The organism is Neisseria sp., from assembly GCF_041804105.1.
GTDB lineage: Bacteria > Pseudomonadota > Gammaproteobacteria > Burkholderiales > Neisseriaceae > Neisseria.
Genome location: NZ_JBHCJY010000047.1, coordinates 1 through 13033, shown reverse-complemented (window position 1 = coordinate 13033; position 13033 = coordinate 1). Strand labels below are relative to the sequence as shown.

14 protein-coding genes are annotated in these 13033 nt (G+C 51.2%); 10 read left to right on the top strand and 4 right to left on the bottom strand.

The window, feature by feature from the left end:
- Positions 1-124: 124 nt before the first annotated feature.
- A complete protein-coding gene (locus ACEYDX_RS04710; protein ID WP_373740878.1) occupies positions 125-2134 on the bottom strand; it encodes an LTA synthase family protein in 2010 nt (669 codons plus the stop codon).
- Positions 2135-2411: 277 nt separating this feature from the next.
- Between ACEYDX_RS04710 and ACEYDX_RS04705 the strand changes: the two genes are divergently transcribed.
- The 6 genes from ACEYDX_RS04705 (at position 2412) to ACEYDX_RS04680 (ending at position 7114) form a co-directional block, all read left to right on the top strand.
- Positions 2412-2858 (top strand): hypothetical protein, encoded by a 447-nt coding sequence (locus tag ACEYDX_RS04705; protein ID WP_373740877.1) that lies wholly within the window; start codon positions 2412-2414, stop codon positions 2856-2858.
- A 10-nt stretch (positions 2859-2868) separates the two neighbouring features.
- Entirely contained in the window at positions 2869-4155 is a 1287-nt protein-coding gene (locus ACEYDX_RS04700; RefSeq protein WP_373740876.1) for a hypothetical protein, read from the top strand.
- 63 nt (positions 4156-4218) lie between these two features.
- The gene (locus ACEYDX_RS04695; protein ID WP_373740875.1) at positions 4219-4788 is read left to right on the top strand and encodes a hypothetical protein; all 570 of its coding nucleotides are present in this window, start codon (positions 4219-4221) and stop codon (positions 4786-4788) included.
- Between the two features lie 38 nt (positions 4789-4826).
- Positions 4827-5126, top strand: coding sequence for a DUF2818 family protein (locus ACEYDX_RS04690; protein ID WP_373740874.1), 300 nt, complete (start codon positions 4827-4829; stop codon positions 5124-5126).
- A 106-nt stretch (positions 5127-5232) separates the two neighbouring features.
- Positions 5233-6357 carry a glutamate 5-kinase gene (proB, locus tag ACEYDX_RS04685; RefSeq protein ID WP_373740873.1) on the top strand — a complete coding sequence of 375 codons (1125 nt, stop codon included), beginning with the start codon at positions 5233-5235 and terminating at the stop codon, positions 6355-6357.
- A gap of 334 nt (positions 6358-6691) precedes the next feature.
- Positions 6692-7114 (top strand): PACE efflux transporter, encoded by a 423-nt coding sequence (locus ACEYDX_RS04680; protein ID WP_373740872.1) that lies wholly within the window; start codon positions 6692-6694, stop codon positions 7112-7114.
- A 455-nt stretch (positions 7115-7569) separates the two neighbouring features.
- Here the strand turns inward: ACEYDX_RS04680 and ACEYDX_RS04675 are convergent, their stop codons facing one another.
- Together ACEYDX_RS04675 and ACEYDX_RS04670 are read right to left on the bottom strand one after the other, a co-directional pair.
- On the bottom strand, positions 7570-8520 hold the full coding sequence (locus ACEYDX_RS04675) for a YheT family hydrolase (protein ID WP_373740871.1): 951 nt from the start codon (positions 8518-8520) through the stop codon (positions 7570-7572).
- A gap of 103 nt (positions 8521-8623) precedes the next feature.
- The gene (locus ACEYDX_RS04670) at positions 8624-8755 is read right to left on the bottom strand and encodes a hypothetical protein (protein ID WP_373740870.1); all 132 of its coding nucleotides are present in this window, start codon (positions 8753-8755) and stop codon (positions 8624-8626) included.
- A gap of 152 nt (positions 8756-8907) precedes the next feature.
- On the opposite strand from ACEYDX_RS04670, the gene hrpA reads away from it, so the two are divergent.
- Positions 8908-10302 carry an ATP-dependent RNA helicase HrpA gene (gene hrpA / locus ACEYDX_RS04665; RefSeq protein WP_373740869.1) on the top strand — a complete coding sequence of 465 codons (1395 nt, stop codon included), beginning with the start codon at positions 8908-8910 and terminating at the stop codon, positions 10300-10302.
- 60 nt (positions 10303-10362) lie between these two features.
- On the opposite strand, the gene ACEYDX_RS04660 is transcribed toward hrpA, so the two are convergent.
- Positions 10363-11037 carry an RBBP9/YdeN family alpha/beta hydrolase gene (locus ACEYDX_RS04660; protein WP_373740868.1) on the bottom strand — a complete coding sequence of 225 codons (675 nt, stop codon included), beginning with the start codon at positions 11035-11037 and terminating at the stop codon, positions 10363-10365.
- Between the two features lie 65 nt (positions 11038-11102).
- On the opposite strand from ACEYDX_RS04660, the gene ACEYDX_RS04655 reads away from it, so the two are divergent.
- From ACEYDX_RS04655 to ACEYDX_RS04645, 3 genes are all read left to right on the top strand, one after another.
- A complete protein-coding gene (locus ACEYDX_RS04655; protein WP_373740867.1) occupies positions 11103-11438 on the top strand; it encodes a MerR family transcriptional regulator in 336 nt (111 codons plus the stop codon).
- Between the two features lie 73 nt (positions 11439-11511).
- Positions 11512-12039, top strand: a complete 528-nt coding sequence (locus ACEYDX_RS04650; RefSeq protein ID WP_373740866.1) for a transposase — start codon at positions 11512-11514, stop codon at positions 12037-12039.
- A gap of 77 nt (positions 12040-12116) precedes the next feature.
- The coding region (locus ACEYDX_RS04645) for an oligonucleotide/oligosaccharide-binding fold domain-containing protein (RefSeq protein ID WP_373740865.1) at positions 12117-13033 on the top strand (917 nt) is incomplete at its 3' end.

The following is a 13033-nucleotide window of genomic DNA, read 5'->3' as shown; positions in this document are numbered from 1 at the left end:
TTCCACCTTATAGCCCCGATCTGAATCAGATAGAGAAAAAGTGGGCTTGGATTAAAGGTGTTAGGAATCGGCTGCGAATTACGGATGTGGATTGGCTGTTTCAGGTGTGTATCGATAAATAAGTTTATTTGCTATATTTCACCGCAGTTTCCCCGACAACCATGCGGTTCAGCTGCCAGTCCAAAAATGCGCCGTAGAACCGGGCCTGTCTGATTTTTTCGGGATGCTTCGGTGTCGCAGGGCGTTCTCCCGCGTGTGTTCCGGCGGCATCTGTCCAAGGAAAAAAAGTTTGGTTGCCGAAGTGGTAAAAGCCGTCGTCTAAAACGGCAACTTCCGTGTTGTAGCCGTAACCGCACCACGGTTTGTCCTGCTTTTCCGCAAGCAGGTTGCAGCCGTTGCTGTAATAGCTTCGTTCCGAAAGGCTTAATTCGTACAGCGTGGGCATGATGTCTTTATGCGAACCGGCTCTTTCGGGTCGGAAAACGGCATTGCGCCGGTATGGTTCGGGCACATACAGATAGAAGGGAACAGCGTGTCCCAAGGCCGCTTCGTTCGGTTTGGGATAACCGACGGCGCGCATGTTGTGGTCGCCGGTGGCGGCAATGATGGTGTCGGGAGAGGCATTTTTTACCTTATCGATAAATCCCCCCAACTGGTCGTTGGCATAACGGAACGTATTGAAGATTTCATTGAGTTCGGGATTTTCGGCCAGATTGGCAAGACGGCTCTGTTCGGCTTGCGTTAAACCGAAGTCTTGGATTTTGTCAGGCTGCGGCAGTTTGTAGGGCGGATGGTTGGTTACCGACAGCATCATGATAAACACCGGTTTGCCCGATTTTTGCGCTTCCGACAGTTTTTCCGCCGCATAGCGGAACATAAATTCGTCGGGTACGCCCCAAGTGGCCGATTCGGCTTCGGGATAGCGGTGTTTCAGCGTGTTTTCGTCGGCAAATTCATCCACACCCAAATGCCGCAGGAACGTATCGAAATCCCGCCATCCGCCGTTGCCCGCCGTAATATAGACCACGCGGTATCCTGCTGCTTTGAACGGAGCAAACATATTGCTGGGGAAATGTGTGTTTTTGGCGGTAGATTGGCTCAGGGTCATCAGCGGGCTGCACACGAACAAGCGGTGCAGCGAATCGCTTGTACCGTCGCCTTCGGAAACGAATCTGCGGAATACCCAATCCTGCTGCCAATGATTTTTCAGACGGCCCAACAACTGCCGTTTGCCGTTGTCGAACTCCAGCAGATGAAGCCCCATGCTTTCCATCACGGCAAATACCACATTGGGCGGGTGTTTTTCGGCAATGGGATTGGACGGCGTTTGCACGAAGAATTGCCCCAATCCGGCAGTTTCGGCGGGTTTGCCCGTAACCTCGCCAATCAGCAGGATGCCTGCTTCATCCGGAGCGGGGCGGAAGGCTTTACTGTTGCGGAATTCTTTGCGCGCCCAATCCAAAGCCGTCGGCGCATTGGCTACCAACCGGTTCAACTGTACCGAAGCGGAAATATTGGAATCGTCCTGCCGCAGGGGAAATTTGCCGAAAGAGCCGCGAATCCCCACCGCGAGCAAGATTGCCGCAACCGCATACACCAGCGAAAGATGAAGCGGTTTCGGTGTGCGGTACGAAGGCAGCCGCAGCGTACATTGGAAAAACAGCCACCCGCCCAGCAATACGGCCGCAACGATACGCAAAACCGGATAATCCGACCACATCGTTGCCAATACAGCCCGGGTGTCCTCTTCAAACAGTCCGAATACAAACACATCAAACTGTTTTTCGTAAACCTGAAAATAGACCGTATTGGCAAGCGTGACCAACAATAAAAGAGCAAAAAGTACAGTCAGCAGGCCGCGGTGCATCCGGTTGAAGATTTGCGCAGAACGTCCGGTAACGGCGCAAAACAGGCCGATAACAAAAGGCACCGCCGTAATAACGGAAGCGGCTTTGATGTCGAACAGCAGCCCTCGGGCAAACAAAGCCGCAATATCTCCGGCATATTGTCCGATGACCGAATGGTCGATATGTTTACCGTAAAGAAAGAGCCGCCCGCCCGACATAACGGCCACAGAGGCCGTCCAAAACAGCATCCACTGTTTCAGCCATCCGTATAGCATTGATGCACGCATTTCCTGTATCCCTTTTCATTTTTATGGAAAGCAAAGCTGTTTTGTAAAACGTGTAATTATCTATTTTTCCGTCACTAAAGTGAATTAACTTTTAAGCTGCCGGGTCAATATTGTGAACGGCAGATGAAGTTTTTAGCGGCAAAGGCCGTCTGAAACCATGCGGCAGCCCGAAAAGGCCGCCGTTTCTGTTATGATGCCGAAACCGTTTTTCAGACGGTTTTTAGTTATACATTAATATCATACGTAATAAAGTAATAGTAAGAATTGGACAAAGTTTATGGAAAAAAGGATTGCAATTGCTAGTGTGCTGATAGGTATGTTGATTCCTATAGGGGCAATGCTTTATACGGCGATACCAACTAATTTTGATGAAATAATGTACTTTGGAATAAATCTGCTGTTATATTGGGGGGCATTCTGCTTAGCGTGTGTCTTATACACTCGGATACGTAGTGCAGCAGTAACAGGTTCGGCATTAACTGTAACATTAGTTTATATGGGTTTTTTTTGTTATATTGAGACTTATAAAGACCCTAAAGCTGGGGCTTTATGGATTCTTTATTTTGTATGGAGCATTATTGCCTTTGTTATTTCAATTATTCCTGCATTAGTACAGCCCAAAATTTTTACAAAATCTGCATGGAGTGCTTTTTTTTCTAGTGTCTTGACAACATGTTCTGTTTATTTGCTACATCTGTTAATGGATAAATTGACTTCTTTTTAAGGTAAATTTTATGAGTACAAAAAGATATACTGTAACGCTATATATTTCACCTCCAGGTGCTCTGATGGAATATAAAGATAGCAAAGGACAGATTGTCAGGGATACTTCATCAGTAGGTCATGTATTTTATGCAATTAGTGATGATGGCGGTAAAGTTCAGAGTGGCTATGGTTTTTCACCGAAAATTTCTTCTCCAATATATCCAGGTCATGTAGTAGCAGATGAGCAGAAAATTTATCAAGAATTTTCTTATAAACGGACTATAGAAATTAATAAGGAACAGTACGAAAAACTTAAGACCTTTGGTGAGGCTTCGTTAGATAAAGAAAACCATGCAAAAAAAATTTCTAATCTAACAAATGGAAAATTTAGTACTTCTATATATAACGCTGGAAGTAATAGCTGTGTAGATTATGTTTTTCATGCTTTAAGATATAGTGGTGTTTACAATCATAAGGTAAAAATACCTGAATATCGAGGTAATGGATCTATACTTGGCATGGGAAAGTCAACTCTTGTTGAAGATGATGGCCGTGTTAATGTGCTTAATAATGCTAAAATATTTAATCAAATTCCAATTGTTCCCGAATATCAAAAAAGTACATTAAATCGTATTGAAGATAAAACAAAAGACGCACGACAAAAAGCTCCATGGTATTTAAAAGTAGAAAATGAAAAAACTCCCAATGAAAATATTGATCAGACAATTTTTACCTTAGTTGAACCTGGTTTTCTAAATAAAACTAACAATCTGATAGCCCGTTTGCAATCAGGTGATAAACAGGCTTTAACTGATTTTGTCAGTAATCCCGAAGTACAGGAGGCTTATAAGCAATCTGTTGTACAAGCGGAGTTTTTAGATCGTCAGGATTTAAATTCCGGCCAAATACTACCAAACCTATTTGATCGTTTAGCATTAAATGATATGCCTAAGTCATTTAAGAATCTGTGTCGGGAATGTAGGGAGCATTTGGAAAACTATTACCAAGAAAAAGGAATCCGTTACAACGAGGTGTCATTAGATAATACGGTTATGGCATTAGCAGGAAATGGTTATAAAGAACGGATGCAAGGTGTAACTATGCTTTCTTTCCAAGACGGCAATATTAATATAGTTGACGATTCTGTATCTGGCTTCAGAATGGCTTCGGTAAATGCACGAACAGCAGCATTGACTGATAAGCAGGACAGCTTTGAACAGGTGCGGCAAGCGGAGCAGATATTTGAGCAGCAGGAAAGACAGCGTGAAATGGAAAGATTGGCAGAAAGACATTCGCGCGGAATTACTATGTCGTAAGAATAATGTCAAATTGGCCATTTCAGATGGCCTGATATAATTATACCGTAAGGATAGTTACTAATGAATGAACAACAGATACAGCAGTTAATTTCTAATATCGCTATATTGCATAATGAACTACAAAAGCAAAGTATGGAAGCACTGACATTACAAAAAGAAGGTTTAGATCGTTTAAGTGTGAGATTGAATGAAGTTAACAGTTTGGTTGAGGATGCCGTTGCTAATCAATTGGGTAGTACTGCGGATGATATTCGACAGAGAATAGCCGAAGGTGGGCAAAAAGGACTCTCTGATTTCAGTAGGCAAATAGAGGATTTAAAAAGACAAATGATTGATTTTTCTGAATTTATATCGCTTGCGACGAAGCGATTAGATGTTGCTAGCCGTTCAGTCTTGATAAAAATTGGATATTTGGCCGCCTTCGCATTGGTAAGTGTTATTGGTTCAGCATTATGGCTGGGTTGGTACTATAGTGGAATAATTAATGAGAAAAGTGCAAGTGTAGAAAATCTTACATTGTTCCAGAATGTTGACGTTGTGAAATGTGGTGAGCAGTTATGTGCAAAAATTAAGAAAAATACTCCTGCCGAGTTGCGCAAAAATGGGTATTTTCTGATTGAACAGAAATAAACTAAAAACAAAAAACGGTTTGAATCTGAAAGCACACCATGACCGCCCCTATGTACACCCTCCTTGCATTGGCCCTCATCTTTGCCAATGCCCCGTTCCTGACCGGCAAACTGCTCGGCATTTTCCCGCTGCGGCAGAAGCACATCGGCCACCACCTGTTCGAACTGTTCGTCGGCTTCGGCATCACCGCCGCGCTCGCCCGTCTGCTCGAATCCCGCGCGGGCAGCGTATACCCGCAGCAGTGGGAGTTTTACGCCGTCGTCGTCTGCCTGTATCTTGTCGCCGCTTTTCCCGCTTTCGTATGGCGGTATTTCTGGCACACGCGCAACCGCGAATAGGTTCGTGCAAACAGGTTCTCCTGAAGTGCCGATTTTCCTATCTGTCCGTTTTCAGACGGCCTGATGCCGAAAGGCCGTCTGAAAAACCGTTTCCACGAGAACAGCCATGACCATTCAAAACCTTTCCCAAGCCAAACTCATCGTCGTCAAAGTCGGTTCCAGCCTCGTTACCGCCGAAGGCCGCGGCATCGACCAGGCTGCGCTCAACCGCTGGGCGACCCAAATCGCCGAACTCAAATCCCGCGGCACCCACGTGATTTTCGTCTCCAGCGGCGCGATTGCCGAAGGCGTGAAACGGCTCGGCTGGCCGAAACGCCCCACCGCCATCAACGAATTGCAGGCCGCCGCCGCCGTCGGGCAGATGGGCATCGCGCAGGCCTACGAATACGCCTTCGCCTACCACCAAATCCACACCGCCCAAATCCTGCTCACCCACGAAGACCTGAGCAACCGCACCCGCTATCTCAACGCCCGCAGCACCCTGCTCACGCTCGTCGAAAAAGGCATCGTCCCCATCATCAACGAAAACGACACCGTTACCACCGACGAAATCAAACTCGGCGACAACGACACTTTGGGTGCACTCGTCACCAACCTCGTCGATGCCGATGCGCTGGTGATTCTGACCGACCAAAGCGGCCTGTACGACAGCGACCCGCGCAAAAATCCGCAAGCCAAGTTTATCCACCAAATCGAAGCCGACCATCCCGACTTGGAACAAATGGCCGGCGGAGCAGGCAGCAGTGTCGGCACCGGCGGCATGTACACCAAAGTCATGGCGGCCAAACGCGCGGCCTTGAGCGGCGCTGCCACCGTCGTCGCCAGCGGCCGCGAACCCGATGTCTTGCTGCGCCTGCAGCAGGGCGAATCCATCGGCACGCTGTTCACCAGCGCGCACAGCCGCGTCGCCGCCCGCAAACAATGGCTGCTCGGCCATGTGCAGGTTGCCGGAAAAATCCACATCGACGGCGGCGCAGAACGCGCCCTGCTGGAAAAACACGCCAGCCTGCTGAGCGTCGGCTGCGTGAAAACGGAAGGCTGTTTCCACCGCGGCGAACTCGTCGCCATCATCAACGCCCGAGGCGAAGAAGTGGCGCGCGGCCTGATCAACTACGGCAGCGACGAAACCGCCCGCATCCTGCAAACGCCGTCTGAAAAAATCGCCGACAAACTCGGCTACGCGCACGAAGCCGAACTGGTTCACCGCGACAATCTGGCCGTGCGCAAATAATTAGGCAAGAGACGGAAAGGCCGTCTGAAAACAGGTTTTCAGACGGCCTGTTGCACCGCTGTTTCCATCGTCGGTGTCTATGGACTGCCGATATTTTCGGAATAGGGCGCAGAGCCATACTGCGGATACGGTTCAACTTGGCAGCCCTGTCGCGGCAGGATGCTTGACCGCAAAGTCCGCCGCCGTGCCCGAGCAGGCGGGAACCGTTTCTGAATCCGAGTATCCTGATAACGGCGGACACGGCGGGGCTAAACACGATGTTGGACGATGATTTACGCCTTGTCCCGACAAAACACACGGAAAACCGTTCCGAACCAAAAGGAAAGATTTACCCATGACCGTGCGCGAACGCATTTTTCATGCCGTTTTATTCGAGCTGCTGTTGCTGGTATTGAGCGTATTGGTGCTGAACAAAATCACCGGCCACGGCACGGGCGAACTGGCGGGGCTGCTGGTGGCGGTTTCGCTGATTGCGATGGGTTGTAATGTGGTGTTCAACTGGCTGTTCGATAAGGTTTTTACCGGTGCGCGCGAGCAGCGCGGCGTAGGCGTGCGCCTGCTGCATACGGTGCTGTTCGAGCTGTTGCTGCTGGTGTTTACCCTGCCGCTGATTGTGTATGTGCTGGACATCGGCTGGTGGGACGCGTTGGTGATGGACATCGGCATGGCCGTTGCCGTGATGGTGTACACCTATGTTTTCAACTGGTGTTACGACCATATCCGCGCGGCATGGCTGCGGCATCGCGGAAAACGGTAAGCGGCTTTTTATTTCGGAGTAGCTGGCTAGCCCGCAGCGGGCGTAACCTTACGCCATAGTGGCCACCGATGCCGTCTGAAAAACGGATTGCCGTGTTGTCAGGCACTTGCATACGGATGATTCCGCCGTTTGGTCACGGCTGACCATGCCTGTATTTTCTGTTGGCTGCCCGGATATTGCATTGATGCTTGCTTCCGTTATTGCCACACAGGCGGTAATCCAGTTGTGATGTTCATAACTGTTTGTTTGGTATAAATATACCGAATTGCAAATATGAATTCCCGCCTGCGCAGGAATGACGGAAGTGGGCGAAATCCGTCTTGCCGGTGTGTAATCAACTCAATATCCGAACACTGCCTTTCTGTTCCGTGGCGGCCGATCGGTCGGCAAAAACCCGTTCAGGCCGTCTGAAAAATCTTTTCAGACGGCCTGAACGGGTTTTCAATTGCGGATATTCATTCAAACTGCTCGAAATACCGCAAAACCGTTTGCGGCAGCCAGCGGATGTTCAGGCCGCCGGTATCTCTGCCGACAAAACCGACATGGCCGCCGGTGGGCGGTTGCAGCAGGGTAACGCTTCGGGAAACGTCCTGTGCGGAGGGCAGCGCAGCAGGCGGCAGGAAGGGGTCGTTGACGGCGTTGAGCAGCAAGAGCGGCGCGGCCACTTCGGGCAAGAGCGGTTTGCTGGATGCGCGGCGGTAGTAGTCGTGATGGTCGGCGAAACCGTGCAGCGGGGCGGTAAAGGCATCGTCGAAATCGGCCAGCGTTTTGCAGGTTTTCAGACGGCCTGTATTGAACCCCGTTGCTTTTGCTTTGGGAATCAGTGAGTTGAGAAAGTAGCGGGTGTAGATGAGGCGCGTGGAACCGCGGTCGAAACGGCTGCCCGCCGCCGCCAAATCCACGGGTGCGGAAATCACGGCGGCGGCGGCGGGAACGGCGCGGCTGCCTTGCTCGCCCAGATATTTCGCCAGCGCATTGCCGCCGAGCGATATGCCCGCAGCGTAGATTTTCGGATAACGCGCGGCCAGCGTGTCGAGCATAAAGCCGATTTCGCGCGAATCGCCCGAGTGGTAAAACACGGGCGCGGTGCTCTCCACGCCGCCGCAACTGCGGAAATGCGCCACCACGCCGTGCCAGCCTTTTTCCTGTACGGCCTTCATCATTTCCACGGCGTAATGGCTGCGGCTGCTGCCTTCCAAACCGTGAAACAGCACCATCAGCGGCGCATCGGCGCGCGTGCCGTCGATGAAGTCATACGCAACCTGCGCCTGTCCCGTACTGTCGGGCAAAAGCTCGCGGCGGTAGGATGGCGGTGCGGATTGCAGCGTTTTGGCAAACAGCGTGTCGGCATGGCCGTTGCGCAGGAAAAACGGGGTGTGCGGCGGCGGAAATTCGGGATGTTTCATGGTTGGGGTACGTTGGGGATAAAAGGGAAAATCTGCGCTTCATCTGAAAGCAATCCCAGCAAACAGGCCGTCTGAAAACTGTTTCAGACGGCCTGTTCTGGTTTCAAATCTTACACGCGCCGCCTTCGCAGCCGTCGTCGCCCGCATCGGCATCCACGCCGCCTTCAACGGTTTGGTTGTCGAATGCGGACAGCAAATCGTCCAGCTCGTCCAGATCGAAATTCTGATTTTCCATAGCGTTTCGCCTTTCAAAACAAAGACGGAATTGTAGCGCAAACCTTGGGCGGCAAACAGGCCGTCTGAAACTTTTCAACCTGCGCGTCTGCCTGCGATACGGCCTTTTGCTATAATGCCATCCCTTGTTTTATCAGCATATTTTCCAACACCATGCCCCAGCCCGACCTCTCCCAAACCCTCTCCCGCGACCGCCATTTCCTGCAAAACGCCCTGAAAAACCCGAAACGCTTCGGCGGCCTGGAAGCCGTGCAGAAAAAATACCAAAAATCGCACGAAGCCTACCTGAAACGCCAAGCCGCGCTGCCCAAGCCGCAGTATGACGGCACGCTGCCGGTGCACGAGCGTTTGGACGACATCAAAGCCGCTATTGCCAACCACCAAATAACCATTATCTGCGGCGAAACCGGCTCCGGCAAAACCACCCAACTGCCGAAAATCTGTTTGGAACTGGGGCGCGGCAGCGCGGGCTTAATCGGCCACACCCAGCCGCGCCGCCTAGCCGCGCGCTCCGTTGCCGAGCGGATTGCCGAAGAATTGGGCAGCAACATCGGCGAAGCGGTCGGCTATAAAGTGCGCTTCAACGACAACACCTCGCGCGATGCCTATGTGAAACTGATGACCGACGGCATCCTGCTGGCCGAAACGCAAACCGACCGCTACCTCACCGCCTACGATACCATCATCATCGACGAAGCGCACGAGCGCAGCCTGAACATCGATTTTCTGCTGGGCTACCTGAAACAACTGCTGCCGCGCCGCCCCGATTTAAAAATTATCATCACCTCGGCCACCATTGATGCCGAGCGTTTTTCCAAACACTTCAACAACGCTCCCGTGCTGGAAGTGAGCGGGCGCACTTATCCCGTCGAAATCCTTTACCGGCCGCTGCACGCGGCAGACGAAGACGAAGCGGAAATCGAAATCGCCGATGCCATCGTCGATGCCGCCGACGAATTGGCGCAATTAGGCAGCGGCGACATTCTCGTATTCCTGCCCGGCGAACGCGAAATCCGCGAAGCCGCCGACGCCCTGCGCAAATCGCCGCTGCGCCGCCACGACGAAATCCTGCCGCTGTTCGCCCGCTTGTCGAACGCCGAACAGCACAAAATCTTTCACCCCGGCGGCACGAAACGCCGCATCGTGTTGGCCACCAACGTCGCCGAAACCTCGCTCACCGTGCCGGGCATCAAATATGTAATCGACACCGGCTTGGCGCGGGTAAAACGCTATTCCGCGCGCGCCAAAGTGGAGCAGCTTCATGTGGAAAAAATCTCGCAAGCTGCCGCCCGCCAGCGTGCCGGCCGCTGTGGACGCGTCTCCGCCGGCGTGTGCATCCGCTTGTATTCGGAAGAAGATTTTGAACAGCGCAGCGCATTTACCGACCCCGAAATCATCCGCAGCAATCTGGCGGCGGTCATCCTGCGCATGGCCGCGCTGAACTTGGGCGATGTGGCGGCGTTTCCGTTTCTCGAAGCACCCGACCAGCGGTATATCAACGATGGGTTTCAGGTGTTGTTGGAACTGGGAGCGGTGGAGGAAACCTGAAGTAGGTCGGGCATTTATGCCCGACTAAAACCGATAAACGATAAAACTGTGTCGGAAATCTTACCGGAACTTATCCACCGCCTGTAACACCTGCGGCAACTCGATAAACCCATCCGAGGCCAAAAAATGTCCTGCGTTCGGCACAGTGATGATGTGGCACTGCAAAGCATTTGCCAGTTTCAAGCTGGCTTCAGGCGCAACCAATGGGTCGTTTTCGCTGATGATACAGGCAATATTCGCCGTCATCTTACGAATGGCGGGTAAATCCAACCGTGCTTGCGTCACATAATTATCAATAGAATAACCTTCGATTTCAGCCAGCTTGGGTAGCTTTCCGTCAAACGCCGACACCAGCACTAAGCCGCCGATTTTGGGTGGACGGGTTTGTGACAGATAATGCAGCAAGGTGATATTGCCTAAGCTGTGAGCGATAAATAAATCATCAGGCTGCGGCGTACCGATGTGTTGGGCAAGAGTATGTTGCCAGTCGGCAAAAACAGGAGCGGTCGGATTGGGCAGTATCGGCATGTCCACCGTGTAACCACGTGCTTTCAGACGGTCTGAAAGCCAGTGAAACCAATGATCGTCAGGTGTTGCGCCCCAGCCGTGAATAATAAAAGCGCGTTTCACCTTTGCTTCTTGCTTAAATCGGAATTTTGTTGCGCAAGCCGAAACAGCCAGTGTGATTGCGGTAAGACAGAATTGGCGGCGGCTGGTGAAGTTCTTATTGCTCATGGTAATCACATTATTTGGTAGCTAAAATAGCCACTCTAAACCATGACATAGTGAGAGGGTCAAACATGAAAATCAGTGAATTTGCCCACGCCTGTGGCAGCAGCGTCCGTATGGTGCGTTTTTACGAAACGCTCAAACTTATCGAGCCCAAGCGCAGCGCAAACGGTTACCGGCAATACAGCCCCGACGACATCGCTATTGTCCGAAAAATCATCCTACTCAACAAAACAGGCGTACCGCTCAAAGACTTGGCACTCATGCACGACTGCTTGCACGATGAGCCGCAAAATTTCTGTGCCGATTTGCGTGGCAGGCTAATGGAACGGCTCAACGCCATAGATGGGCAGGTTAGCGAGCTGCAACAAAGCAAAGCCTTATTAAGCGAATTGCTGGCCAGATAATTTTAAGTGTAGAAACCGATAAACACATATAAAACCATGCCGGGCATTAATGGCCGGCTTACGGGAAAACAAAATGCAATACCGACGCTTTTACCGGCAGGGTTCGCACTATTTTTTCACGGTGGTAACCTACCAACGCCGCCCGATATTGACCAATCCGGATGTTATGCCGGTTTTAAAAACGGCATTCAAAACGGTGCAGCAAAAATATCCGTTTAAAATCGAAGCCTTGGTTATTTTGCCCGACCACCTGCACACCATTTGGCAAATGCCTGAAAACGATGCCGATTTTTCAACTCGCTGGAACCAAATCAAGCGTTATGTCAGCCATCATTGCAGGCATTACGATAATCTGGCAAAAACCGCAAACGAAATCAAAAAACGCCAAAGCAGTATTTGGCAGCAGCGGTTTTGGGAACATTGCATACGGGATGATGAAGATTTTGCAAATTGCATGGATTATATTCATTTCAACCCTGTAAAACACGGTTATGCAAAAGTGGCAAAAGATTGGCCGTTTTCCACTTTTCACAAATATGTGAAACAAGGCATTTACCCTGAAGATTGGGGCGGCGTCAGCCAAGATTTTGATTACGAGTAGGTCGGGCATTGATGCCCGACAAAAACCAAGAAACAACCAACAATGTCGGGCATAAATGCCCGACCTACGAATCCGTTATGCAAAACATGAAAAGCAACATAAAAACGCCGTCTGATTCCCTTTCAGACGGCCTGAAAACGCCAAGCAAACCCCGCTACCGCCTAACTAAACTCGGCGAACAAATGGCACGGCTGCCCATCGACCCGAAAATTGCCCGTATTTTGTTGGCGGCGAAAAAGCACGACTGTATGGCGGAAATTTTGGTGATTGCCTCCGCCCTTTCCATTCAAGACCCGCGCGAGCGGCCGCTTGAGGCGCGCGAAGCGGCTGCCAAGGCGCATGAGCGGTTTACCGACAAGCAGTCCGACTTTCTGGCCTATCTGAATATTTGGGACAGCTTCCAGCGCGAGCGCGATAAAGGCTTGTCAAATAAGCAATTAGTGCAGTGGTGCCACCAATATTTCCTATCGCACCTGCGGATGCGCGAATGGCGTGAGCTGCACCGCCAATTGGCTGAAATCGCCATTGAAATGGGTTTGACCAGCAAAGAACAGGCGTTCAGACGGCCGCCCGTGCAAGAGCAGTTGAGGCCGTCTGAACAGGCTGGCGACCAAGATTTATCCGCCAAACTTAAACAAAAACAACTGGATAAAAAGCAGCACCGCGCCCAGATCCGTGCCGCCAAAGAAGCGGGCTACGAACAAATCCACCGCGCCCTGCTCACCGGCTTGATCGCCAATGTGGGCATGAAATCGCCCGACGGCCACGACTACACCGGCGCGCGCGGTTCGCACTTCCATTTATTCCCTGCTTCCGCGCTGTTCAAATCCAAGCCCAAATGGGTGATGGCCGCCGAACTCACCGAAACCACGCGGCTATATGCTCGTGATGTGGTCGCCATCCAGCCCGAATGGATCGAGCAGGAGGCGCCGCATTTGGTGAAATATCATTATTTCGAGCCGCATTGGGAGCAGAAACGCGGCGAAGTGGTGGC

Bases quoted from the DNA above. Each gene is read 5' to 3' on its own strand.
- ACEYDX_RS04710 (WP_373740878.1), bottom strand. From the start codon at position 2,134: ATGCGTGCATCAATGCTATACGGATGGCTGAAACAGTGGATGCTGTTT.
- ACEYDX_RS04705 (WP_373740877.1), top strand. From the start codon at position 2,412: ATGGAAAAAAGGATTGCAATTGCTAGTGTGCTGATAGGTATGTTGATT.
- ACEYDX_RS04700 (WP_373740876.1), top strand. From the start codon at position 2,869: ATGAGTACAAAAAGATATACTGTAACGCTATATATTTCACCTCCAGGT.
- ACEYDX_RS04695 (WP_373740875.1), top strand. From the start codon at position 4,219: ATGAATGAACAACAGATACAGCAGTTAATTTCTAATATCGCTATATTG.
- ACEYDX_RS04690 (WP_373740874.1), top strand. From the start codon at position 4,827: ATGACCGCCCCTATGTACACCCTCCTTGCATTGGCCCTCATCTTTGCC.
- proB (WP_373740873.1), top strand. From the start codon at position 5,233: ATGACCATTCAAAACCTTTCCCAAGCCAAACTCATCGTCGTCAAAGTC.
- ACEYDX_RS04680 (WP_373740872.1), top strand. From the start codon at position 6,692: ATGACCGTGCGCGAACGCATTTTTCATGCCGTTTTATTCGAGCTGCTG.
- ACEYDX_RS04675 (WP_373740871.1), bottom strand. From the start codon at position 8,520: ATGAAACATCCCGAATTTCCGCCGCCGCACACCCCGTTTTTCCTGCGC.
- ACEYDX_RS04670 (WP_373740870.1), bottom strand. From the start codon at position 8,755: ATGGAAAATCAGAATTTCGATCTGGACGAGCTGGACGATTTGCTGTCC.
- hrpA (WP_373740869.1), top strand. From the start codon at position 8,908: ATGCCCCAGCCCGACCTCTCCCAAACCCTCTCCCGCGACCGCCATTTC.
- ACEYDX_RS04660 (WP_373740868.1), bottom strand. From the start codon at position 11,037: ATGAGCAATAAGAACTTCACCAGCCGCCGCCAATTCTGTCTTACCGCA.
- ACEYDX_RS04655 (WP_373740867.1), top strand. From the start codon at position 11,103: ATGAAAATCAGTGAATTTGCCCACGCCTGTGGCAGCAGCGTCCGTATG.
- ACEYDX_RS04650 (WP_373740866.1), top strand. From the start codon at position 11,512: ATGCAATACCGACGCTTTTACCGGCAGGGTTCGCACTATTTTTTCACG.